Genomic DNA, 23363 nt, shown 5'->3' on the forward strand with positions numbered 1-23363 from the left:
CAGGAGGTGTTATGCAAACCGAACGAATGACCATGGCCCAGGCGCTGGTCAGATTCCTTAACCAACAGTACGTCAGCGTTGACGGCAACGAAACGCCCTTCGTGGAGGGCGTCGCCACCATCTTTGGACACGGCAACGTGCTCGGTATCGGCCAGGCGCTGGAGCAGGATCCGGGCCATCTGCAGGTGATGCAGGGCTGCAACGAGCAGGGCATTGCCCACATGGCGACGGGATTCGCCAGACAGCACCGTCGTCAGCGCATTTTCGCCGTCACCTCCTCCGTCGGGCCGGGGGCCGCCAATATGATCACCGCCGCGGCGACCGCTACGGCAAACCGCATTCCGCTGTTGCTGCTGCCAGGAGACATCTACGCCAGCCGCCAGCCGGACCCGGTGCTGCAGCAGATTGAGCAGTATCACGATCTCAGCATTAGCACTAACGACTGCTTCCGTCCGGTCTCCCGCTACTGGGACCGTATCAACCGCCCGGAGCAGCTCATGAGCGCGATGCTAAACGCGATGCGAACGCTTACTGACCCGGCAGATACCGGTGCGGTGACAATTTGCCTGCCGCAGGACGTGCAGGGGGAAGCCTGGGATTACCCGCTGAGCTTCTTTGCGCGTCGCGTGCATCACATCGAGCGTCGTCCGCCGGACCCGCAGCGTCTGGCGCAGGCGCGGGCGCTGATCGCCCGTAAACGTCGGCCGCTGGTGGTGTGCGGCGGCGGCGTGCGCTATTCCGGCGCGCATGAGGCGTTTAGTGAATTTGTCGAGACGCTGCAGCTGCCGTTTGCTGAAACCCAGGCCGGAAAGGGGGCGCTGGTAAGTGACCACCCACTTAATCTGGGCGGGGTGGGCGTGACGGGCGGAATGGCGGCCAACCAGCTCGCGCCGCAGGCCGACCTGGTGATCGGCATCGGCACGCGCCTGACGGACTTTACCACCGGCTCCAAGGCGCTCTTTTGCCATCCGGACGTGGAATTTTTGCTGCTGAACGTGGCCGAGTTTGACGCCCTGAAGCTGGACGCCACCGCGCTGATTGCCGATGCCCAAACCGGGCTGCAGGCCTTAACCCACGCGCTCGGGGAGTACCGCAGCGGCTGGGGAGAGGCGATCGTTCAGGCGAAATCCACCTGGCGCGACGAGTGCCGCCGCCTGTGGGATCGCCAGTGGCGTCCTGACGACGCGCCCGAAGTGGCAGGGCATCTGGATGCGCAGCTGGCGGAGTACGGCGAGACGCTCAACACCCGCCTGACCCAGACGCGGGTGCTGGGGCTCATCAACCAGCATGTGGAAGATAACGCCATCGTGGTGGGGGCGGCCGGATCGCTGCCGGGAGATTTACAGCGCCTCTGGCAGGTCAAAACGCCTGACACCTACCATCTGGAGTACGGCTACTCCTGCATGGGCTACGAGATTGCGGCGGCCATCGGCGCGAAGCTTGCCCGACCAGGCCTGCCGGTGTACGCCATGGTGGGAGATGGTTCCTACATGATGCTGCACTCCGAGCTGCAAACTGCGGTGCAGGAGGGCATTAAGATCACCGTTCTGCTGTTTGATAACGCCAGCTTCGGCTGCATCAACAACCTGCAGATGGGGCACGGCATGGGCAGCTTTGGCACGGAAAACCGCCATCGCAATCCGGAAACCGGACGGCTTGACGGGCCGCTTGTGAAGGTCGATTTCGCGCAAAACGCGGAAAGCTACGGCTGCCGCGCGTGGCGGGTGAACGATGAGCAAAGCCTGCTGGCGGCGCTGGAGGCGTCCCGCGCGCATCCTGGCCCCACGCTGCTCGACATCAAGGTGCTGCCAAAGACCATGACCCACGATTATGCCTCCTGGTGGCGCACCGGTGATGCGCAGGTGGCGGCGTCACCAGCGGTGCGCGAAGCCGCGGAGCAAACGCAGGCGCAGGTGAAAAAAGCCCGTCAGTATTAGTTTTTCCCTCGTAACGAAATTTTCATTTCATTTTCCCCTCACCCTAACCCTCTCCCCAAAGGGGAGAGGGGATGGTTCGGTGCGGCCTTTTCTCCCTCGCCCCTTTGGGGAGAGAGCCGGGCTGAGGGGAAGATGTCCTCCCTTCCATGTTGTGAGATTGATAACAGAATTTATCTCATTCATCTCAAAAGTGTTAACCCACGCTCAAAAACATAATTTTCACTATTTATAAAAATGAAATAAATGTTTTATTTATAGGGTCGTTAGTTCACAGCATTCACCAACACCGGGAGCCGTTATGTTTAACATTGCTTTACTGGGCGCTGGCCGAATTGGCCAGGTACATGCAGCTAACATCGCCAGCCACAGCGCGACCACGCTCTGGTCCGTGGTTGACCCGAATCAGGAATTTGCCACCCGTCTCGCCACGCAGTATCAGGCCCGCCAGCAGAGCCTGACTGAGGCGATGACCGACCCTAACGTTCACGCCGTGCTGATCGCCTCTGCCACCGACACCCACGCGGACCTGATTGAAATGGCCGCCCGCCACGGCAAGGCCATCTTCTGTGAAAAGCCGGTACACCTCGACCTTGCCCGCGTGCGCGACTGCCTGAAAGTGGTCAAGGAGTACGACGTGCCGCTGTTCATCGGCTTTAACCGCCGCTTTGACCCGCAGTTCCGCCGCGTGAAAACCGAGGCTCAGGCCGGGCGCATCGGCAAGCCGGAATCACTGCTCATTATCTCCCGCGATCCGTCTCCGCCGCCTGCGGAGTACGTACGCGTCTCCGGCGGCATGTTCCGCGATATGACCATCCACGACTTTGACATGGCGCGCTTCATCATGGGCGAAGAGCCGGTGTCGGTGTATGCCCAGGGCAGCAACCTGGTGGATCCGGCGATTGGCGAGGCGGGAGATATCGATACCGCGTTTATCGTTCTGAAATACGCCTCCGGCGCGATGGCGACCATCGTCAACAGCCGCCGCTCCTCGTATGGCTATGACCAGCGCCTGGAGCTGCACGGCTCCGAAGGGCTGCTGTGCGCGGGCAACATTCTGGAAAACCAGGTGCAGCACTACGGCAAACAGGGCTGCACCAGCGCGCTGCCGGAACACTTCTTCCTGCAGCGCTACAAATCCGCTTACGCCGCGGAATGGGAACATTTTGTCGCGGTCCTGCGCGGCGAAGCGGTACCTGACTGCAGCGGCGATGATGGTGAACGTGCGCTGTACCTCGCGGATAAAGCGCTGGAATCGCTGCGAAGCCAGCGCGAGATCGTCCTCTAAACACAACCACCCTACACAGAGAGACATAATAATGAAAAAACTGATCGTAGCCGCCCTCATCGCCATGACATCCGGGGCCGCCTTCGCCGAAAACGAGCAAATTGTTTTCAGTACCCCAAACCTGGCCATGCCGTTTGAAGTTCACATGCAGCGCACGGCGGTGAAAGCCGCAAAAGAGATGGGCGTGAAGCTTCAGGTGCTGGACGGGCAGGGCAGCTCGCCAAAACAGGTGGCTGACCTGGAAAACGCCATTACCCGCGGGGCGCAGGGCTTTATCGTCTCCCCGAACGACGTCAACGCGGTCTCAAGCGCGGTGGATGAAATTCAGGATGCGAAGCTGCCGGTCGTCACCCTTGACCGCTCCGTCGACAGCCAGAAAAAAGTGCCGCACTTCGGCGCCAACAACTACAAGGGTGGCCAGGCGATTGGCGATTTTGTGAAAACCAAATTCCCCGACGGCGCGGAGATCATTCTGCTGACCGGTCAGCCGGGCTCTTCCTCCAACATTGAACGCACCAAAGGGATCCGCGACAGCCTGAAGGCGGGCGGGGATAAGTACAAGATCGTCGCCGATCAGACCGGCAATTGGATGCGTTCAGAAGGGATGCGCATCGTTGAAAGCGTCCTGCCTTCGCTGCCGAAACGCCCGCAGGTGATCCTCTCCGCCAATGACGATATGGCGCTGGGGGCGATCGAAGCCCTGCAGAGCCAGGGCGTGAAGCCGGGCGAAATTCTGGTCACAGGCTTTGACGCGGTGCCGGAAGCGCTGGCCCGCGTGCGCGACGGCTGGCTGGCGGTAACGGCGGATCAGCGTCCGGGCTTTGCGGTGCAGACGGCGATGAGCCAGCTGGTGGCCAACGTGCGTGAGAAGAAAGCCATCACCGGGGCTGACTACCCACCGACGCTGATCACCAAAGAGAACCTGCAGCAGGCTGAGCGGATCGGTGAGGCCGGTAACTAATATGTCCCGAGCCGCCTCTGGCGGCTCATCATGAGGAGGAGCAGACCGATGTCGCAACCCTTACTGAAAGTGACCGACCTGGCAAAAAGCTTTTCCGGCGTCTGGGCGCTGAGCAGCGCCCAGCTGACCGTCGGCAGCGGAGAAATTCACGCCCTGCTGGGGGAAAACGGGGCGGGAAAATCGACGCTGCTGAAAGCGCTTGCGGGCGCGCAGCCGCAAACCCGCGGGGAAATCTGGTTTAACGGCGAAACGTTGCCGGTGGATGACTCCCCGGTGGAGCGCCAGAACAAGGGCATTATCACTATCTATCAGGAATTCAACCTGCTGCCCAATATGACCGTCGCGGAAAACATGTTTCTCGGGCGCGAGCCGCGCAAGCGTAACCTGATCGTCGACGAAAAGGCGGTAAACCAGGAGGCGCAGGTCATTCTCGATTACCTGCAGCTGAACGTCGCCCCGACCACGCCCGTCGCCCGTCTGAGCGTGGCGCAGCAGCAGATGGTGGAGATCGCCCGGGCGCTGACCCTCAACGCCCGTTTAATCATTATGGACGAACCGTCCGCCGCGCTGAGCGACAGCGAGGTGGAAAGCCTGCACCGCGTGGTGCGGGAGCTTAAAACCCGTGGCGTGAGCATTATCTATGTCACCCACCGTCTGCACGAAGTGTTCCAGCTTTGCGATCGCTTCACCGTTTTCCAGGACGGCCGCTTCACCGGCACCGGCGCGGTGGCCGAGACCAACGTCGAACAGCTGATCCGCCTGATGGTCGGGCGCGATGTGGCCTTTAACCGTCGTCCCGCCAGCGAAACCCACCATGAGGACAAACCCGTTCGCCTGGCGGTGAAGGGGCTGAGCCGTGAGAAGCCGCCGCTGGATCCGCACGGCATCGCCCTGCATGACATCAGCTTCCACGTCCACGCCGGGGAGGTGTTAGGCATTGCCGGGCTGGTGGGCGCCGGGCGCACCGAAGTGGCGCGCTGCCTGTTTGGCGCAGACGCGTTTACCTCGGGCAGCTTTGAGCTGGACGGCGTGCCGTACCAGCCGCGCGACCCGCTGTATGCCCTCGAACAGGGCGTGGCGCTGGTACCGGAAGACCGTAAAAAAGAGGGGGCGGTGCTGGGGCTGTCGATTCGCGACAACCTGTCGCTCTCCTGCCTCTCCTCGCTGCTGCACTGGCGCTGGTTTGTGAACACCCGCAAAGAGGACGATCTGATTGAGTCCTACCGCCAGGCGCTGCAGATCAAAATGGTCAACAGCGCGCAGGAGGTGCGCAAACTCTCCGGCGGTAACCAGCAAAAAGTGATCCTCGCGCGCTGCATGGCGCTCAACCCGCGGGTGCTGATCGTTGATGAGCCGACGCGCGGCATTGACGTGGGAACCAAATCAGAAGTGCACCAGGTGCTGTTTGACATGGCGAAAAAGGGCGTGGCGGTGATCGTGATCTCCTCCGATCTGCCTGAAGTGATGGCGGTTTCCGACCGGATCATCACCCTGAGTGAAGGCCGGGTCACCGGCGAGATCCACGGCGATGAGGCCAACGAAGAGCGGCTGATGACGATGATGGCCATCAACCACAACGCCCTGAACGCGGCATAACGGAGTTACTCATGACGCAGATGATTTCTAAAACGCAGGTCCCGGTTAAACGTGCCGGACGCATCGATCCCATCGCCTTCTTCGAGCGCTTTGGGGTGCTGATTTTCATGATCCTGCTGCTGATCTTCTTCCAGTCGCAGAACAGCAATTTTTTCTCTGAACGCAATATTTTCAACATTCTGACCGAAGTCTCCATCTACGGGATCATGGCCGTGGGGATGACCTTCGTCATCCTCACCGCCGGGATCGACCTCTCCGTCGGCTCCATTCTGGCAGTGTGCGCCATGACCGCGGCCTACGTGATTAAGGGCGATAACTTCACCACCGTCGACCCGAACGCCTGGGGCGGCATGAGCTGGCTGATTGGGCTGGGGATCTGCCTGGCCATGGGCACGGCGATTGGCTTCCTGCACGGTCTGGGCGTCACCCGCCTGCGCCTGCCGCCGTTCATTGTCACCCTCGGCGGGATGACCATCTGGCGCGGCCTGACGCTGGTGATTAACGACGGCGCGCCGATCGCCGGTTTCGATCAGGGCTATCGCTGGTGGGGACGCGGGGAGCTGCTCGGCATCTCCATTCCAATCTGGATTTTTGCCATCGTCGCCGTCGGCGGCTATCTGGCGCTGCATAAAACCCGCTGGGGCCGCTTCGTCTACGCCATTGGCGGCAACCCGGAGGCAGCGCGTCTGGCGGGGGTGAACGTCAGGCGCGTGCTGGTCAGCGTCTACGTGCTGATTGGCTGTCTGGCGGGGCTGGCGGGCTTCATCCTCAGCGCGCGTCTGGGGAGCGCCGAGGCGGTGGCCGGGATCTCCTTCGAGCTGCGCGTCATCGCCTCGGTGGTGATTGGCGGCACCTCGCTGATGGGCGGCTACGGGCGCATCGGCGGCACCATTATCGGCTCCATCATTATGGGCATTCTGATTAACGGCCTGGTGCTGATGAACGTCTCGGCCTACTACCAGCAGATTATCACCGGATTAATTATTGTTCTGGCGGTGGCGTTTGACACCTACGCCAAGAGCCGTCGCGGCGCACTGTGAGGATCACGATGAAAGAGGTTCGTATTGGATTGATTGGCACCGGGTATATCGGCAAGGCGCATGCCATCGCCTATGCCCAGGCCCCGACGGTGTTCAACCTGCGCGGCAGGCTGGTGCGCGAGATGGTGGCGGAAGTCACGCCGGAGCTGGCGGCAGCGCGCGCCCAGGCGTTTGGCTTCAACCGCTCAACCGGAGACTGGCGGGCACTGGTGGCCGACCCGGCCATTGACGTGGTGGATATTTGTTCCCCCAACCACCTGCATAAAGAGATGGCGCTGGAGGCGATCCGCCACGGCAAGCACGTCTACTCGGAGAAGCCGCTGGCGCTCAACGCCCACGACGCGCGCGAGATGGTCGACGCTGCGAAGCGGGCAGGGGTGAAAACGCTGGTGGGGTTCAACTACATGAAAAACCCGACGGCGCAACTGGCGAAAGAGATTATCGCCCGCGGCGAGATTGGCGAAGTGATCCACTTCTACGGTACCCACAACGAAGACTATATGGCCGACCCGCTTTCGCCGATCCACTGGCACTGCTTCAAAGAGACCGCCGGGCTGGGGGCGCTGGGCGACCTCGCGGCGCATATCGTCAACATGGCCCAGTACCTGGTAGGGGAGATTGAGCAGGTTTGCGGTGATTTAAAAATCGTGGTTCCGGCGCGTCCGGCAAAGGCCGGTTCGTCGGAGATGATCGCCGTCGAAAATGAGGATCAGGCCCACGCGATGGTGCGCTTCGCGGGCGGGGCGCAGGGCGTCATTGAGACCTCCCGCGTCGCCTGCGGGCGCAAGATGGGGCTCTCGTACGTTATCACCGGGACGAAAGGCGCCATCAGTTTCACCCAGGAGCGCATGGCGGAGCTGAAGCTCTATCTGCATGACGATCCGGTGAACCGTCAGGGGTTCCGTACCCTGCTCGTCGGCCCCGCTCACCCGGACTATGGTGCGTTCTGCATGGGCGCGGGCCACGGGATTGGCTTTAACGATCAAAAAACGGTGGAGGTGCGCGACCTGGTAGACGGGATAGCCGCCGACGCGCCGATGTGGCCGGACTTCGAAGAGGGCTGGAAGGTGTCGCGCGTGCTGGACGCGATTGCACTCTCACACCTGCAGGGCCGCTGGCTGAACGTGAACGACATTGTCTGATGAGGTATCAACGTGGAAAAGCAGTTTGATGTGATATGCATGGGCCGCGTGGCGGTAGACCTCTACAGCCAGCAGATTGGTGCCCGCCTGGAGGATGTCTCGAGCTTCGCCAAATACCTCGGCGGCTCGTCCGGCAACGTGGCGTACGGCACCGCACGCCAGGGCCTGCGCTCGTCGATGCTGGCGCGCGTCGGCGATGAACATATGGGCCGCTTCCTGCGGGAAGAGTTAAACCAGGTGGGCTGCGATACCAGCCATCTGATTACCGACAAAGAACGCCTTACGGCGCTGGTGCTACTCGGCATTAAAGACCGGGACACCTTTCCTCTGATTTTTTATCGCGATAACTGCGCGGATATGGCCATTACGGCCAGCGATGTGGACGAAAGCTACATCGCCTCCGCACGGTGTCTTGCCATCACCGGGACTCACCTTTCTCACCCGCAGACCCGCGAGGCGGTGCTGACGGCGCTGGGCTATGCCCGCCGTCACGGCGTACGCACGGTGCTGGACATCGACTACCGTCCGGTGCTGTGGGGGCTGACCTCCTTAGGCGACGGCGAAACGCGCTTTATCGCCGCCGATAAGGTCACCCGTGAGCTGCAGGAGGTACTGCACCTCTTCGACGTCATCGTCGGCACCGAAGAGGAGTTTCACATTGCCGGCGGCAGTACGGATACCCTTCAGGCGCTGGAGCAGGTGCGTGCCGTGAGTCAGGCAACGCTGGTCTGCAAGCGCGGCGCGCTGGGGTGTTCGGTCTATACCGGCGCCATTCCGCCCCGTCTGGACGACGGCCTGACGGTGACCGGCGTGCGCGTGGAGGTGCTGAACGTCCTCGGCGCGGGAGATGCGTTTATGTCCGGCCTGCTGCGCGGCTACCTGAATGACGAGGGCTGGGAGCAGGCGTGCCGCTACGCCAACGCCTGCGGCGCGCTGGTGGTGTCGCGCCACGGCTGCGCCCCGGCGATGCCGAGCAAAATCGAGCTGGATGATTATCTCTCGCGCGCCGCAAGGGTGCCGCGCCCGGATCTCGACCCGCGTCTTAACCATCTCCATCGGGTCACCACCCGCCGTCGGGAATGGCCGGAGCTGTGTGTAATGGCCTTCGACCACCGCAGCCAGCTGGAGGACATGGCGCTGCAGTGCGGGGCGTCGATCGGGCGCATTCCGGCGCTGAAGCAGTTGATCCTGCAGGCCAGCCGCGAGGCGGCAAGCCGTGCCGGGCTGGAGGGCAAAGCCGGTCTGCTGTGCGACGGCACCTTTGGTCAGGACGCGCTGAACGCCATTACCGGCGAAGGGTGGTGGATTGGCCGCCCCATTGAGCTGCCCGGCTCGCGTCCGCTGGAGATGGAACACGGCAACATCGGCACCCAGCTTATCAGCTGGCCGCAGGAGCACGTGGTGAAGTGCCTGGTCTTCTTCCATCCGGAAGACGCCCACGGCCTGCGCCTGGAGCAGGAGCAGAAAATCGCCGAGGTGTACCACGCCTGCTGCCAGTCCGGGCACGAGCTGCTGCTGGAGGTGATCCTTCCGGCCAGCATGCCGCGCAGCGATGAGCTCTACCTGCGCGCCATCTCCCGCTTCTACAACCTCGGCATTTACCCGGACTGGTGGAAGCTGCCGCCGCTCTCAGCCGGTGGCTGGACGGCGCTGAGCGAGATTATTGCGCGCCGGGACCCGCACTGCCGCGGGGTGGTGATCCTCGGGCTGGATGCCCCGGCAGAACAGCTGCGCGCTGACTTCAAAGCCGCAGCGGGACAGGCGCTGGTGAAAGGGTTTGCCGTGGGACGCACGCTGTTTGGCGATGCCTCCCGCGCGTGGCTGAAACACGATATTGACGATGCGCAGCTGGTGGCGCGCATCCGGGACAATTACCTGCAGCTTATCGCCTGGTGGCGCGAGCGCGGACACGCATAATGGAGACGACAATGAGTGTACAACTGGGCATTAACCCGCTGACGTGGACGAATGACGATCTGCCTTCCCTCGGCGCGGAGACGCCGCTGGAAACCTGTCTGAGCGAGGGAAAAGAGGCCGGTTTTGCCGGGTTCGAGCTGGGCAATAAATTCCCGCGCGAAGCGCGCCTGCTTGGCCCCATCCTGCAGCGCCATGACCTGCAGCTGGTTTCCGGCTGGTACTCCGGCCGCCTGCTGGAGCGCAGCGTGGAGGAGGAGATCGCCGCCGTGCAGTCTCACCTGACGCTGCTGCGCGAGCTGGGGGCGAAGGTGCTGGTCTTTGCCGAAGTCAGCGGCTGTATTCACGGCGAGCAGCAGACCCCGGTTCACCTGCGCCCGCGCTTCCCGCAGGCGCGCTGGAAAGAGTACGGCGAGAAGCTCACCGAGTTTGCCCGCTATACGCAGCAGCAGGGCGTGCAGATTGCCTACCATCACCATATGGGCACGGTGATTGAGTCTGCCGACGACGTGGACAATCTGATGACCCACACCGGGGAGGCGGTCGGATTGCTGCTGGATACCGGTCATCTGACCTTTGCCGGGGCCGATCCGCTGGCAGTGGCGCAGCGCTGGGCGTCGCGCATCAACCACGTCCACTGCAAAGACGTGCGTGCCGACGTGCTGGCGGACGTGAAAAACCGTAAAACCAGCTTCCTCGACGCGGTGCTGAGCGGCGTGTTTACCGTGCCGGGCGATGGCTGCGTGTATTATCCGCCGATTATGCAACTGCTGAAGGCGCAGGATTATCACGGCTGGCTGGTGGTGGAGGCTGAGCAGGATCCGGCGATTGCCCACCCGCTGACCTACGCCCGCCTGGGGTATAACAACCTGAGCCGCCTGGCGCGCGACGCCGCGCTTATCTGAGGAGGTGACATGTCACGTTTGCTATCACGCTGGCAACAGCCGGACGCGGTGGGGCGCACCCAGTGCGTTACGCCGGAACGCGCCGGCTGGGGATATGTCGGCTTTGAGGCGTATGAGCTGCAGGAGGGGCAGACGCTGACGCTGCCCGCCGTCAGCGAAGAGCGCTGTCTGGTGCTGGTCGCCGGGCGCGCCTCCATCAGCACGCCTTCCGCGCAGTTTAATGACATTGGCGAGCGGATGAGCCCGTTCGAGCGCATCAGGCCGTGGGCGGTTTACGTCACCCCGCAGGAGACGGTGCAGGTGAAGGCGCTGACGAGGCTGGAGCTGGCGGTCTGCGCCGCCCCCGGAAAAGGCACATACCCGACACGGTTGATTGCGCCGCAGGATATCGATGCTGAAGCGCGGGGCAAAGGCCATAACCAGCGCTATGTGCACAATATTCTGCCAGAAGATAAGCCCGCCGACAGCCTGCTGGTGGTGGAAGTCTGGACCCATGAGGGCTGCACCAGCTCGTACCCGAGCCACAAGCACGACACGGATAACCCGCCGCAGGAGACGTATCTGGAGGAGACCTACTACCATCGCCTCAACCCCGGGCAGGGGTTCTGCATGCAGCGGGTTTACACCGACGACAGAACGCTGGATGAGTGCATGGCGGTCTACAACCGTGATGTGGTCATGGTGCCGAAGGGCTACCATCCGGTGGCGACGATGGCCGGGTATGACAGCTATTACCTCAACGTGATGGCCGGGCCGGTGCGCAAATGGATGTTCACCTGGGAAGAGGACCACGCGTGGATTAATCGCGATTATCCCGCGAATGGCGGGCGCTGAAGCGGGTTAGCCACCAGAACACCAGCGCCAGCAGGCTGACCGAGGCTCCAAGCAGGCAGACGCCCGGCCAGCCGGCATAGTCATACGTCATCGTCGTGCCGAGCGCGCCGAGCCCGCTGCCGACGGCATAAAACAGCATGTAAAGCCCGACCAGCCGGCTGTGCGCCTCGGGACGGGTATGGAAAATCATGCTCTGGTTGGTGACGTGCAGCGCCTGACCGCCCAAATCGAGCAGTATGATGCCGATAACCAGGAACCCGAGTGAATGCTCCATCAGCGACAAGGGCCACCAGGCTAACAGTAAGATACTAAGCGCTGCCGCGCTGGTGCGTTGGGCATATCCCCGATCGGCCCAGCGTCCTGTCTGGCCAGCCGCCAGCGCGCCCACAGCACCAGCCAATCCAAACGCGCCAATCGCTGTATGCGAAAAGTTAAACGGCGGTGCGCTCAGCGGCAGCACCAGCGCGCTCCAGAAAACGTTGAACGATGCAAACATCAGCAGCGCCAGCATGCCGCGTATCTGCAGCACTTTTTCCTGCCGCAGCAGCGTGAGCATTGAGCCAATCAGGCGCGGATAGCTCATCGTGGCAGTGACGGCTGGCAGGGCGGGGAGTCGCCACCACAGAGGTAACGCAATCATGAGCATCAGCGCGGCAGCACAAAGATAAACCCCGCGCCAGCCAGCGATATCGCTGATGCCACCGGCAAAGACGCGAGCGAGCAGCAGACCTATGAACACGCCGCCCTGTGCCGCGCCGACAACGCGCCCCTGTTCGTGGGGGGACGCGGCGCTGGCGGCGTAGGCGATCAGCCCCTGCGTCATAGCCGTACCCAGCATACCGGTCGCAAGCATACCGATAAGCAGCGCTGAAGAGGACTGTGCCATGCTGACGGAAACCAGCGCCACCACCAGAGCAATCAGCTGGATGGCCATGAGTCGTCGACGATCCACTTTGTCACCCAGAGGAACCACAAGCAAAAGGGCCAGCGCGCAGCCAATTTGTGTGGTGGTCACCACGCCGCCCACGGCCGCATGGCTGATGCCGAAATCGTTCGCCAGCGCGTCAAGCAAAGGCTGGGCATAGTAGACGTTTGCCACGCTTAAGCCGCTGGCGGTGGCGAACAGCCAGACCATGCTGCGCGGCATGTCGGCTGAAGGAAGGGCTGACGTCAGTGACATGTTCAAAATCCTCGCCTGTGATAACCTGGTTTCAAAATGAAACTAGTTGAATGCTAGGTTATGTGGTTTTAAAATGCAACTAGTTATAGGGTGGCCTTTGCGAGGAAAACAGGTAATGTCCCGAAAAACGGTAAAGGAGGAATATTGTCCCGTTGCCCGCAGCGTTGATCTGATCGGGGATCGCTGGTCGCTTCTTATTGTGCGAAATGCGTTTGACGGCATGACGCGCTTCGGGGATTTTCAGCACAGCCTGGGCGTGGCGCGCAACATCCTTTCTGACCGGCTTCGCAAGCTGGTTGAGGCGGATATCCTGACGTTACAGGGGGCATCAGACGGCACGGCTTATCAGGAATATGTCTTGACCGACAAGGGAGAAGCGCTTTTCCCCGTGGTCGTGGCGCTGCGTCAGTGGGGAGAGCAGAATCTGTTCGCGCAGGGCGAGCGCCACTCGCTGCTGGTCGACAGGCGGACGGGCAAGCCGGTTCCCTTTATGGCGCCAGCAGCGCATGACGGCACTGCGCTGCTGGCGATGGATACGGAAGTGCAGAAGATCGAATGAGTCACTCCGGTTAATCGCTGCTTATCGCCTGCTCAATCGTCCGGGCAACGATCTGCGGCTGGCTCACCATCGACACGTGGCTCGCCGCCACCTCGGTGGTTTTCGCGTGGATCGTCTTCGCCATCGCGCGTTCAAGCGCCGGGTTAATCATCCGGTCATCCTGACTCACCACATACCAGCTCGGTTTGTTGTGCCACGCGGCTTGAGTCACTTTTTCTGCGAAAGCGTCGCCCTTAATTGGCCCCTGCGTGGCCGCAATGGTCTGTTGTTCAGCCGGTTTCACATCCGGCGCGAAGTCCTTCCTGACGGCCTCCGTTGGCAGATATAAATAGCCGTCCGCCGTTTTGGCTATGCCCGCGCTGCCCGGCGGCGCAGGGACGCTTCCCGCGAGATCCGCCGTCGACTGGCCGGAGTCCGGCGCGAACGCCGCCACATACACCAGCGATTTCACCCGCGCATCGTTGCCCGCTTCACTAATCACGGTGCCGCCCCACGAGTGGCCCACCAGCACCACGTCGCCGTGCGCCCGGGCGATGGCTCGCTGCGTGGCGGCCACGTCATCTTTTAGCGAGGTGAGCGGCAGCTGGACGGCAATCACCTCTGCGTGCTGTTTCTGCAACAGGGTAATCACCTTATTCCAGCTGCTGCCGTCGGCAAACGCGCCGTGTACCAGCACGACGCTGGTTTTACTCTCCGCGAAGGCGCTGGCGGAAAGGGCCAGCAGACCTGCGGTCAGTACAGACAGTGCTTTCATTTTCAGATTCCTTAAAAATGGTGGATCGCCGCATGGGGCGGTACGGTGAATTCAAGGGTTTTGTGATCGACAGGCTTATGGGTCGGATCGGCCAGAATAATCGTGACCTTGTGTTTACCGGCGGGGAGTCCCACCAGAATCACCGGCTCTCCGCTGGTATCCGCCCAGTGCCACGGCGCGTCATCCACCACCACGTGAATGTGTCCGATGCGCGGGGTCACCCTGAGCGCATCAGGACCGAACACCGGCTCGATACGCAGATTTTCGACGCGATACTGAATAAAGACCGCCCCTTTGCTCAGCGGACCGGCGAGCGGTGGATCGACAATCAGCCTGGCGGGGGGCTGCGGGTGTTCCAGCGGGGCAACGGCAGCAGGGCCGTTGACGTCTGCGGCGCTGAGGTTGTCCAGGGGCGCGGCCCGGGCGCTGGCCGACACCAGGGCAAGTATCGGCAGCAGTAAAAATCGACGATTCATCTTTATCTCCTTATCCGTTGCGAGTGATAACGGAGACAGAAGACCATTTTTATGTATCGGCGATATTTGCCGGAGGGGGCGTTTTGTACCCGTTTGTCAGCGTGTCGCGCTGGATACAGTGCGTTACATTCTGCCTGCGCGAACGGCGCACAATCGTTATCGCCAGACCGGCAATCACCAGCGTTAACCCGGTGGAAACCCACATTGCCCCTGCGATCCCCAGCGTTTTGTTGAGCCATGCGTAAGCAAACGGCGACGCTGCCGCCATCAGCTGCGCGGGGATCAGCAGCAGACCGGTGCGGCGGGCATAGTTTTCCGCGCTAAACAGCGCCAGCGGCAGGGTGGCTTTAACGATAGTCACCAACCCGTTGATGGCCCCATAGCCCAGCACAAACCCGGCGGCGCACCAGACAAACAGGGCGCTGCTTATCCCCACAAGAAAACAGAGCGGCATGGCGAGAGCGGTAAAAAGCGTTAAGGAGAAGGGCGTTAAGCGGGCACCGGCCACGACCTCCAGCGCGCGGGCGCCCGTCTGCCCGAACCCCCACAGCATGCCGATGGCGACCGGCAGGCCGCAGCTTGCAATAAATTCCGGCAGATGGGTGGACGTACCGTTAGAGACAAAAGTGATGAGGGCAATGAAGGCGGCATAAAGCCAGCCGTTACGCCGTTCGTTTTTTAGCGGCGGCGCGCTGGCCTTTGTCGTCACCGCCAGCCGCTGCCGGGGAAGGGTGCGTATCAGCGCCGCGCTGAGCAGGCCTGCGAGGGCATAGACGCGTAACGCCACCTGCCAGCTCATGATGTGGAGCAGGCCATCGCCCAGCGGCCAGAAGACGGCGGAGGCCAGCCCGCCCGCCAGCGTGACGCGTGAGATCGTTCTTCGCGCCTGCTGCCCGTAAAGGTTGACCAGCGCGGCGAACAGCGCATCGTACAGCGACAGGCGCATCCCGACGCCGGTGATCAGCCAGGCGCAGTACCAGCCAGACAGCGTCTGGGTAGACGCCATCCCTGCGCAGCTGATGGCGATCAGCAATGTGCCGCTCATCACCACCGTCTGGCCGCCAAAGCGCGCCAGCAGACGGGCAACAAACGGCGAGACCGCCGCCATCACCAGCATCGCCAGCGTCAGGCCGAGGTAAATCTGCGGAGATGACCATCCCCGGTCGGCTGAAATGGCCAGCGCGAAGGTGCCGGGCATATAAAACGAGATCCCCCAGTTGATGAGCTGATTACAGCCCGCTGCGAGGGCGAGGCAGCGAGGCAGGGCCGGTGTTTCCATTGTTTTCACTCCGTTATGCAGTTGTCCTGAGCATAACGACCGCGGTATTGTGCTGGCAGGGCCGCAACCTTATGCGCGGTATAAGAGAAACTTTGAATGACGACGCTTAATCTGGGCTATCTCGCGACGTTCCGTCTGGTTCACCAGCGCGGGAGCTTTTCCGCCGCGGCGGATCTGCTGGGCATTTCCCAGCCCGCCGTCAGCCTGCAAATTCGCCAGCTGGAGCAATTTCTGCAAACGCGACTGGTGGAGCGTACCGGGCGGGGCATCAGGGTGACGGCAGCCGGAGAGGCTCTGCTGGCGCATGGGGAGCGCATTCAACAGGCGGTGGATGAAGCCATCCGCGCCGTGAGCGCCTTCAGCCATGATGTGAGCGGCACCATTACGCTCGGCACGGGCGCAACCGCCTGCATTCATCTGCTGCCCCCGCTGCTGGAACAGCTACGCCGCGACTATCCGCTTCTGAACGTGGGGGTAACCACGGGCAACACCCTGGATATCGTCAGGGCCATCGAGGAGAACCGTCTCGATATGGGGCTGGTGACGCTGCCGGTGAGTAGCAGAGCGCTGGACGTCCTGCCGGTGATGGAGGAAGAGTTTGTTTTTATCGCCTCGCGGGAGCAGCAGGAGGCTTTCAGGGCGTTTACCCCGGAGGCGTTATATGCTCACCCGCTGATTGCTTTTGAATCCGGCAGCGGTACCCGGGCGCTGATTGAGGGCTGGTTTGCTGCCAGTGGCTCAGGGGTCGCGCCGGTGATGCAGCTTGGCAGTATCGAGGCGATCAAGCGTATGGTGCGCGCAGGGCTGGGCTACAGCATTGTGCCGCGCATGGCGGTGGAGCAGGAGGCCGATCGTGACGGGCTATGCGTGAGGTCGCTGACGCCGGGGCTGCATCGGCAGCTGGCCGTGGTGATGCGACAGGATAAAATCCTCAGCAAAGGGATAGCAGGGATTATTCGGTTAGTGCAAAACTCTCCGGCGAGCTAGCGGTCAGCCGTGTCGACGGTCAGGCTGGTTTGCTGAGACTGGAGTTTGTCCTGATGGTGATACCAGGCGCCAATCGAAGAATAAACGAAGCGGCCAAAGAAAAAGAGGAAGCTGATTAACAGTATGATGCGGGTCATCCGGGTGTTAAATCGATGTCGTTTGCGCATACGCGTGACCTGACTCACTCTGTTTTTCCTGGGTAAGCCCTTTTGGGCGATGAGGATATTAAGGCACAGCGGGAAGATGGGGTCAATTCTGCAATGTGTAAATAACCGTCAACGTTTACATTATCTGATGTTATCGAAATTTATTAATGCATTTACCATCTTGATAACGTGAGGAAAATTATTTCAAAAAAGCGCCGCGAAACGTTATTTGCGTAAATTAGTTTGATTTAGGTCAACGGATTCTCAAGCCTGGTATTTAAAATCCTTCCTCCACACTGTTCGCCCTGCACGTTGCCGGGCGGCGCGTACGTCAGGTCGGATGCCTGTCTTTATGTTCCCCAGGGACTGAAAGGGGTTAAACCGGGCATCTATGAACATTCTCGCTTTCCTGAAACGCAATAAAGACCGCTGGTGGGCGCTGCCGCTTATTTTGCCAGTGGTTTTGCTGCCCGTGCTGAGTGCAGCCAATACCCTGACGCAGTTGGGCGACGGTATTGTGGCGCTCTATTATTTGCCGCTCTCTTTTCTGCTCGTATTAATGCTCTTCTTTGGCTTTGCCGCCGTGCCTGGAATTGTGTTATCGCTGTTTATCCGTTATTACGACGCGGTCGGGCTGTTTGAAACCGTCGCCGGTGTGCTGCATTTTATTGTTCCTCTCGTGCTGAGCTGGGGTGGTTATCGCGTTTTTGCCCCCAGACGCAATATGACGGGGTACGGCGATATCCGGCTGATGCCGCAGCGCCTGTTCTGGCAGGTCTTCTGTCCTGCAACGCTGTTTCTCGTGTTGTTTCAGTTTGCGGTCTATCTGGGCGTGTATGAGAGTCGTCAGAGCCTGGCGGGGCTCAACCCGCTCAATATTCGCACGCTCATTAACTATCAGGCGCTGCTGGTCAGCGGGCTGACAGGCGTGCCGTTGAGCTATCTGCTGATCCGCCTGATTCGTCATCCGCGCTATCTCACCCATTTTATCTCGCAGATCCGTCTTCAGATAGACAAAAAGGTGACGCTCGTTGAGTTTTTGCTGTGGGCGATTACGCTTGGCGGGTTGCTTTCGCTGCTGTTGCTCCCGATGAATGAAAACAGCTCCATTTTCACCACCAACTACACCCTGTCGTTGCTGATGCCGGTGATGCTCTGGGGGGCGATGCGTTTTGGCTATAAGCTGATATCGCTGATCTGGACACCGGTGCTGCTGGTGTCTATTCACTATTTTTATCACTATATCCCGGTGAACGCGGGGTATGACATCCAGCTGGCGATCACCTCTTCCAGTTACCTGGTCTTCTCGTTTGTGGTGATTTATATGTCGATGCTGGCGACTCGCCAGCGTGCGGTGAATAAACGCACCCGCAGGCTGGCGCTGCTCGACCCGGTCGTACATATGCCTAACCTGCGGGCGCTGTCGCGCGATCTGGCGAAGAACCCGTGGTCGGCGCTCTGCCTGCTGCGCATTCCGGAGCTGGAAATTCTGGGCCGAAATTACGGCGTGCTGCTGCGTATTTTGTACAAACAGCAGCTGGCGCAGTGGATTAACGGCACGCTTCAGCCTAATGAGCAGGTATATCACCTGACCGGCTGCGACCTGGCGGTTCGGCTTAACGCAGAATCACACCAGCAGCGCATTGATACCCTCGACGAGCATATCAAACAGTTCCGCTTTGTCTGGGATGGCATGCCGCTGCAGCCGCAGGTTGGCGTGAGCTACTGCTATGTCCGCTCCCCGGTTACTCATCTTTATCTGGTACTGGGCGAGCTGGGAGTGGTTGCCGATCTGTCGCTCTCCTCCAACCATCCGGAAAATCTTCAGCAGCGTGGCGCTGTCCATCTGCAGCGCAGCCTGAAGGATAAAGTCGCGATGATGAGTCGCCTGCAAAAGGCGCTCGATAACAACGCTTTTACCCTGCTGGCGCAGCCCGTTCGCGGCCTGCGGGGTGACCGCTATCATGAAATCCTGCTGCGGATGCCGGACGTAGACGGGCTATTGCTCTCCCCCGATCAATTCCTGCCCGTCGCGCAGGAGTTTGGTCTCTCCTCGCGGGTGGATTTGTGGGTGCTGGACCACACCCTGCGCTTCCTGGCAGAACACCGCGAGCAACTGCCCGGTCATCGTTTTGCCATTAATCTGGCCCCTTCAACCGTTTGTCGGGTGCAGTTCCCGCTTGAGGTGAGCCGTCTGCTGGCGAAATACGCCATTGAGCCGTGGCAGCTGATTTTTGAGGTGACGGAGTGCAGCACCTTCGGCAACGGGGAGCAGGCGCAACACATCCTCCAGCAGCTGCAGAAAATGGGGGTACGCATTGCGATTGATGATTTTGGCACCGGCTATGCCAGCTACGCGCGGCTGAAAAGCGTAGATGCCGATATTCTCAAGATTGACGGCAGCTTTATTCGCAACATCGTCAATAACAGCCTGGATTACCAGATAGTGGCGTCAATCTGCCATCTGGCGCGCATGAAGAAAATGCTGGTGGTGGCTGAGTACGTCGAGACCGAAGAGATACGCAGCGCGGTTCACGCGCTGGGTATCGATTATGTGCAGGGGTATCTGATTGGCAGGCCGATGGCGCTTGTCTCGCTGCTGGAGGCAGAGGCGTCCGTAGCGGACGCCTGAGCCGTTACGCCGCGACGTCGGCGCTCTCTTCTTCGATCTTGAGCCGCCAGCCGGTGACCGCTTCCCAGTACTGCTGCTCTTTTTCCAGGTCCAGCAGGACCAGCGCGTTCTGGCTAAACCAGTCGTGCGGGAAGCAGAGCGTCCAGTGATGGTCGTCGGTTTTCAGCTTCAGCGTGGGCGGGGTGGTGGTGGCCTGACGCTGGTTATTGAGCAGCACGCCCAGGCGCAGCAGCTGAATCAGCGGCAGGAACTGCTTCTTCTTGAACAGCGTGAAGCGCGGCAGATCGTCGAGCTTGATGGCTTTACGGTGATAGCGCACCAGGGTCGCCATCATGGTCTGCTGCTCCTGGTTGAAGCCCGGCAGATCGCTGTTTTGCAAAATGTAGGCCGAATGGCGGTGCATGCCGCTGTGGTTGATGTTCAGTCCCACTTCGTGCAGCATCGCGGCCCATTTCAGCAGGGCGGCGAGCTGCGGATGCGCAAGTTTAGGATTCTGCTCCTGCCATTGTTCGTACATCTGTACGGTGGTTTCCAGCACGCGCTTCGCCTGGTCGCGGTCGATGTTGTACTGGTTTGCCAGGCTTTGCGCGGTGCGGCTGCGAATATCCTGGTGGCGGAAGCGGCCTTCCATCTCGTAGAGCACGCCTTCACGCAGCGCGCCGTCGGAGAGACGCAGCTCCTTGATGGCCAGCGCATCGAACACGCCGCAGAGAATAGCCAGCCCCGGTACGAACACCGCTTTACGCTCGTCGGAAAGCCCCGGCAGGCTTAAGGCGTCAAAACTTTTATGTTTCAGTACTTCTTCGGTCAGCAGCGTCAGGCGCTCGGGGGTGATAAACCCGTCTTTTTCACCCATCGCCAGCAGCACTTCATGCGCCGCTTTGATGGTGCCTGATGCGCCCAGCGCCACGTTCCAGCCCTGGATCCGGTACTGCCAGGCCAGATTTTCCAGTTTCTGGACGGCTGCCATCCGCGCCCGCTGGAAGTTCTCACGGGTGATGGTGCCGCCCGGGAAGTACATCTGCGCGAAGCTGACGCAGCCCATCCGGCGACTTTCCACCAGACGCGGCTCAAAATCTTCACCGATCACAAGCTCTGTAGAGCCCCCGCCGATATCGATAACAAGCTTGCGCCCTTTTTCCGGCTGGGTATGCTCAACGCCCATAAAAATCAGGCGGGCCTCTTCGTTACCGGAGATGATCTCAATCGGGTAGGGGATCACTTTCTCCGCCCGCTTGAGGAACTCTGGCGCGTTCAGGGCCTGGCGTAGGGTATGGGTGCCCACGATGCACACGCTGGAGGGCGAAAAGCCCTGCAGGCGTTCAGCGAACAGCGACAGACAGTTTAAGCCGCGCTCCATCGCCTCTTCGCTAAGCATGCTGCGTTCATCAAGGCCATCCGCCAGGTGTACGCGCTGCTTCAGACGACCGATGATCTGCAGCGCGCCATCCACCTCACGGGCGATGACCATGTGGAAACTGTTAGAGCCTAGATCGACCGCGGCGAATTCCTGCGGGCGTGGGGTCTTATCATTTATCGGCATAGGTTAATCGGGTTGCTCGAGTGATTTGATATAGTCGTAAATCGCCAGTTGCGACCGCACTTTACGGCGGTTGCCGCGCGGCACATAGCGGTTACTCAGTTCTTTGTCGATATAGCGTGCTTTCACGGTATCGCTGAACAGAATCTCAATAATGTCGAGGATCTGCTGCTTCAGACGCGGATCCAGCAGCGGTGCCGCGACTTCAATTCGGTAGTCAATATTGCGCGTCATCCAGTCTGCAGAAGAGAGATAGACCTGCTTATCACCCGCATTATCAAAAATATAGACCCGATCGTGTTCCAGGTAGCGGTCAACAATGCTGATCACCCGAATATTGTCGCTGATGCCTTCCAGTTCCGGGATCAGCGAGCACATGCCGCGGATCAGCAGATTAACCGGCACGCCGGAGCTGGACGCCGCATACAGGCGGTCTACCAGACCTTTGTCGACCAGGTTGTTGAGCTTCAGGGTGATGCCGGACGACAGCCCTTTCTGAGCATTGGCGATCTCTTTGTCGATCATATCGTACAGCAGACGGCGCGAGTTCTGTGGGGACACCAGCAGATAGTCGAAGCTCACCGGGCGGTACGGGTTCTCAATAAAGTTGAACACCCGACGCACCTCGTTGGTGATGCGCGCATCGGCGGTCAGCAGCGAGTAGTCGGTATAAATTCGCGCGGTTTTCTCGTTAAAGTTCCCGGTACCGATGTGGGCATAGCGCACCACGTCGTCACCCTCTTTGCGGGAGATGAGGAACAGCTTGGCGTGAATTTTCAGCCCCGGCGCGGAGAAGATGACGTGTACGCCCGCTTCCGTCAGTCGGCGCGCCCAGTGAATGTTCGCCTCCTCATCGAAGCGCGCCTGCAGCTCCACCACCACGGTAACTTTTTTACCGTTGTGCGCGGCGTGGATCATCGCATCGATAATGCGGGAATCTTTGGCCACGCGGTAGATGTTGATTTTGATCGCCAGCACGCTCGGGTCGAAGGAGGCCTGACGCAGCAGCTCCAGCACGTGTTCAAACGTGTGATACGGATAGTAGAGCAGGACGTCGCGTTCGCGGATGGCGTCGAAACCGTTGCGGAATTTATCAAACCACAGATGGCGCAGGCGCGGCAGCGGTTTGTTTACCAGATTGGCCTTGCCGACGTTCGGGAAGCCAATAAAGTCTTTAAAGTTGTGGTAACGGCCACCCGGCACGATGGAGTCATAGCGCGAAATGGTCAGTTTCTCGCGCAGCATTTCCACCATCGCGTCCGGCATATCACGCTGATAAACAAAGCGCACCGGCTCCGCCGTCAGGCGCTGCTTGAGGCTGGAGGACATCAGCTCCATCAGGCTGGCTTCCATCTCGTGCACCAGGTCATATTCGGCGTCACGGGTCATCTTCATCGAGTAGGCGTTTAACGCGTCGTAATCAAAGAAGCCTTTAAAGATGTCATCCAGACAGTAGCGCAGGATGTTATCCAGCAGGATCATCGGCTTGCGTCTGCGCGGGGTTTCCGGCGGCAGGTTCACAAAGCGCGGCACCTTATCGGACGGGATCTCCAGCAGCGCGTATCGGATGGATTCACCGCGAATAATTTCCACCGCCAGGTAGGTGTAGTCATCTTTCAGGAACTGCACCAGATCGGTTTCGCGGTTGATCAGAATCGGGGTAATGTGCTGGCGCAGATATTGCTTGAAGTAGTGGCGCAGCCAGTTTTGTTGGTTAACGGAAAGCTGACGTTCGTTAATCAGGAAGATTTGATTGCGTGCCATCTCCAGCAGCAGTTCGTTATACAGGCCGTCAAATTCCTGATCGGCTTTCAACACGCGGGACTGGATTTTGCCCAACAGATGGCGCGAGTGAGAGTTTAAGCCCTGTTCTTCGCTGATGATGATGCGTCTTTTCAGCTCGGCAAAGCGAACCTTGTAGAACTCATCCAGGTTGTTGGAATAAATGCCCAAAAAACGCATGCGCTCGATCAGCGGGTTACTTTTGTCAGCCGCTTCCTGGAGGACACGTTCGTTAAATGCTAACCAGCTTAGCTCTTTCTCGATATATAACTTTTCCTGACCCATTACAGCTCACACTCCAGTTCAATCACAGGACGTGGTAAATCCGTCTCGTCCTTATTATGGCGAGCATTTCCACGATATGTCCAACAGTGCCAGAAAAGTATGACAGTTATTTTTTTTGTTGAGGATTTT

19 protein-coding genes are annotated in these 23363 nt (G+C 60.1%); 12 read left to right on the forward strand and 7 right to left on the reverse strand.

What is annotated here, in order from left to right:
• Positions 1–11: 11 nt before the first annotated feature.
• The 9 genes from iolD to iolB all read left to right on the forward strand — a co-directional run bounded on the left by iolD (position 12) and on the right by iolB (position 11614).
• Positions 12–1937, forward strand: coding sequence for a 3D-(3,5/4)-trihydroxycyclohexane-1,2-dione acylhydrolase (decyclizing) (gene iolD / locus LDK53_RS07485; RefSeq protein ID WP_225285251.1), 1926 nt, complete (start codon positions 12–14; stop codon positions 1935–1937).
• Between the two features lie 298 nt (positions 1938–2235).
• Positions 2236–3222 carry an inositol 2-dehydrogenase gene (gene iolG / locus LDK53_RS07490; RefSeq protein WP_045284575.1) on the forward strand — a complete coding sequence of 329 codons (987 nt, stop codon included), beginning with the start codon at positions 2236–2238 and terminating at the stop codon, positions 3220–3222.
• 31 nt (positions 3223–3253) lie between these two features.
• Positions 3254–4183 (forward strand): sugar ABC transporter substrate-binding protein, encoded by a 930-nt coding sequence (locus LDK53_RS07495; RefSeq protein WP_025758918.1) that lies wholly within the window; start codon positions 3254–3256, stop codon positions 4181–4183.
• 48 nt (positions 4184–4231) lie between these two features.
• Positions 4232–5779 carry a sugar ABC transporter ATP-binding protein gene (locus LDK53_RS07500; RefSeq protein ID WP_047959216.1) on the forward strand — a complete coding sequence of 516 codons (1548 nt, stop codon included), beginning with the start codon at positions 4232–4234 and terminating at the stop codon, positions 5777–5779.
• An 11-nt stretch (positions 5780–5790) separates the two neighbouring features.
• A complete protein-coding gene (locus LDK53_RS07505; RefSeq protein ID WP_025758920.1) occupies positions 5791–6819 on the forward strand; it encodes an ABC transporter permease in 1029 nt (342 codons plus the stop codon).
• An 8-nt stretch (positions 6820–6827) separates the two neighbouring features.
• Entirely contained in the window at positions 6828–7961 is a 1134-nt protein-coding gene (locus LDK53_RS07510; RefSeq protein ID WP_045284573.1) for a Gfo/Idh/MocA family protein, read from the forward strand.
• Positions 7962–7973: 12 nt separating this feature from the next.
• Entirely contained in the window at positions 7974–9878 is a 1905-nt protein-coding gene (locus tag LDK53_RS07515; protein ID WP_126800269.1) for a bifunctional 5-dehydro-2-deoxygluconokinase/5-dehydro-2-deoxyphosphogluconate aldolase, read from the forward strand.
• Between the two features lie 11 nt (positions 9879–9889).
• Positions 9890–10780, forward strand: a complete 891-nt coding sequence (gene iolE, locus LDK53_RS07520; RefSeq protein WP_225285253.1) for a myo-inosose-2 dehydratase — start codon at positions 9890–9892, stop codon at positions 10778–10780.
• A gap of 9 nt (positions 10781–10789) precedes the next feature.
• Complete coding sequence (gene iolB / locus LDK53_RS07525; protein WP_225285255.1) at positions 10790–11614, forward strand: 5-deoxy-glucuronate isomerase; 825 nt, start codon at positions 10790–10792, stop codon at positions 11612–11614.
• Here iolB and LDK53_RS07530 read toward each other — a convergent pair.
• The gene (locus LDK53_RS07530; RefSeq protein WP_225285260.1) at positions 11580–12794 is read right to left on the reverse strand and encodes an MFS transporter; all 1215 of its coding nucleotides are present in this window, start codon (positions 12792–12794) and stop codon (positions 11580–11582) included. The genes iolB and LDK53_RS07530 overlap by 35 nt on opposite strands.
• Before the next feature lie 115 nt (positions 12795–12909).
• Between LDK53_RS07530 and LDK53_RS07535 the strand changes: the two genes are divergently transcribed.
• On the forward strand, positions 12910–13353 hold the full coding sequence (locus tag LDK53_RS07535) for a winged helix-turn-helix transcriptional regulator (protein ID WP_225285264.1): 444 nt from the start codon (positions 12910–12912) through the stop codon (positions 13351–13353).
• A gap of 10 nt (positions 13354–13363) precedes the next feature.
• On the opposite strand, the gene LDK53_RS07540 is transcribed toward LDK53_RS07535, so the two are convergent.
• From LDK53_RS07540 to LDK53_RS07550, 3 genes are read right to left on the reverse strand one after another with little or no spacing between them, the layout of a single operon-like run.
• A complete protein-coding gene (locus LDK53_RS07540) occupies positions 13364–14107 on the reverse strand; it encodes an alpha/beta fold hydrolase (RefSeq protein ID WP_225285265.1) in 744 nt (247 codons plus the stop codon).
• 11 nt (positions 14108–14118) lie between these two features.
• On the reverse strand, positions 14119–14583 hold the full coding sequence (locus LDK53_RS07545) for a DUF6130 family protein (protein WP_225285267.1): 465 nt from the start codon (positions 14581–14583) through the stop codon (positions 14119–14121).
• A gap of 49 nt (positions 14584–14632) precedes the next feature.
• Positions 14633–15862 carry an MFS transporter gene (locus tag LDK53_RS07550; RefSeq protein ID WP_225285269.1) on the reverse strand — a complete coding sequence of 410 codons (1230 nt, stop codon included), beginning with the start codon at positions 15860–15862 and terminating at the stop codon, positions 14633–14635.
• Positions 15863–15958: 96 nt separating this feature from the next.
• Here LDK53_RS07550 and LDK53_RS07555 point away from each other — a divergent pair, with 96 nt between their 5' ends.
• Positions 15959–16849, forward strand: coding sequence for a LysR family transcriptional regulator (locus LDK53_RS07555; protein WP_225285271.1), 891 nt, complete (start codon positions 15959–15961; stop codon positions 16847–16849).
• Here the strand turns inward: LDK53_RS07555 and LDK53_RS07560 are convergent.
• Positions 16846–17034 (reverse strand): YfgG family protein, encoded by a 189-nt coding sequence (locus LDK53_RS07560; protein WP_025758931.1) that lies wholly within the window; start codon positions 17032–17034, stop codon positions 16846–16848. The genes LDK53_RS07555 and LDK53_RS07560 overlap by 4 nt on opposite strands.
• 352 nt (positions 17035–17386) lie before the next feature.
• On the opposite strand from LDK53_RS07560, the gene LDK53_RS07565 reads away from it, so the two are divergent.
• Positions 17387–19627, forward strand: coding sequence for an EAL domain-containing protein (locus LDK53_RS07565; RefSeq protein ID WP_225285273.1), 2241 nt, complete (start codon positions 17387–17389; stop codon positions 19625–19627).
• Positions 19628–19631: 4 nt separating this feature from the next.
• Here the strand turns inward: LDK53_RS07565 and ppx are convergent, their stop codons facing one another.
• A complete protein-coding gene (gene ppx, locus LDK53_RS07570) occupies positions 19632–21170 on the reverse strand; it encodes an exopolyphosphatase (protein ID WP_225285276.1) in 1539 nt (512 codons plus the stop codon).
• A 3-nt stretch (positions 21171–21173) separates the two neighbouring features.
• Entirely contained in the window at positions 21174–23234 is a 2061-nt protein-coding gene (gene ppk1, locus LDK53_RS07575; RefSeq protein ID WP_025758934.1) for a polyphosphate kinase 1, read from the reverse strand.
• Positions 23235–23363: the final 129 nt, after the last annotated feature.

This window comes from Enterobacter sp. K16B, assembly GCF_020216105.1.
In the GTDB taxonomy this organism is placed as follows: domain Bacteria; phylum Pseudomonadota; class Gammaproteobacteria; order Enterobacterales; family Enterobacteriaceae; genus Enterobacter; species Enterobacter sichuanensis.

What these genes read in the sequence shown, in the direction of transcription:
- LDK53_RS07495 (WP_025758918.1), top strand. Translation starts at nt 3,254, where the DNA reads ATGAAAAAACTGATCGTAGCCGCCCTCATCGCCATGACATCCGGGGCC.
- iolG (WP_045284575.1), top strand. Translation starts at nt 2,236, where the DNA reads ATGTTTAACATTGCTTTACTGGGCGCTGGCCGAATTGGCCAGGTACAT.
- iolB (WP_225285255.1), top strand. Translation starts at nt 10,790, where the DNA reads ATGTCACGTTTGCTATCACGCTGGCAACAGCCGGACGCGGTGGGGCGC.
- iolE (WP_225285253.1), top strand. Translation starts at nt 9,890, where the DNA reads ATGAGTGTACAACTGGGCATTAACCCGCTGACGTGGACGAATGACGAT.
- LDK53_RS07530 (WP_225285260.1), bottom strand. Translation starts at nt 12,794, where the DNA reads ATGTCACTGACGTCAGCCCTTCCTTCAGCCGACATGCCGCGCAGCATG.
- ppk1 (WP_025758934.1), bottom strand. Translation starts at nt 23,234, where the DNA reads ATGGGTCAGGAAAAGTTATATATCGAGAAAGAGCTAAGCTGGTTAGCA.
- LDK53_RS07510 (WP_045284573.1), top strand. Translation starts at nt 6,828, where the DNA reads ATGAAAGAGGTTCGTATTGGATTGATTGGCACCGGGTATATCGGCAAG.
- LDK53_RS07500 (WP_047959216.1), top strand. Translation starts at nt 4,232, where the DNA reads ATGTCGCAACCCTTACTGAAAGTGACCGACCTGGCAAAAAGCTTTTCC.
- LDK53_RS07540 (WP_225285265.1), bottom strand. Translation starts at nt 14,107, where the DNA reads ATGAAAGCACTGTCTGTACTGACCGCAGGTCTGCTGGCCCTTTCCGCC.
- LDK53_RS07565 (WP_225285273.1), top strand. Translation starts at nt 17,387, where the DNA reads ATGAACATTCTCGCTTTCCTGAAACGCAATAAAGACCGCTGGTGGGCG.
- LDK53_RS07505 (WP_025758920.1), top strand. Translation starts at nt 5,791, where the DNA reads ATGACGCAGATGATTTCTAAAACGCAGGTCCCGGTTAAACGTGCCGGA.
- iolD (WP_225285251.1), top strand. Translation starts at nt 12, where the DNA reads ATGCAAACCGAACGAATGACCATGGCCCAGGCGCTGGTCAGATTCCTT.
- ppx (WP_225285276.1), bottom strand. Translation starts at nt 21,170, where the DNA reads ATGCCGATAAATGATAAGACCCCACGCCCGCAGGAATTCGCCGCGGTC.
- LDK53_RS07555 (WP_225285271.1), top strand. Translation starts at nt 15,959, where the DNA reads ATGACGACGCTTAATCTGGGCTATCTCGCGACGTTCCGTCTGGTTCAC.
- LDK53_RS07550 (WP_225285269.1), bottom strand. Translation starts at nt 15,862, where the DNA reads ATGGAAACACCGGCCCTGCCTCGCTGCCTCGCCCTCGCAGCGGGCTGT.
- LDK53_RS07535 (WP_225285264.1), top strand. Translation starts at nt 12,910, where the DNA reads ATGTCCCGAAAAACGGTAAAGGAGGAATATTGTCCCGTTGCCCGCAGC.
- LDK53_RS07545 (WP_225285267.1), bottom strand. Translation starts at nt 14,583, where the DNA reads ATGAATCGTCGATTTTTACTGCTGCCGATACTTGCCCTGGTGTCGGCC.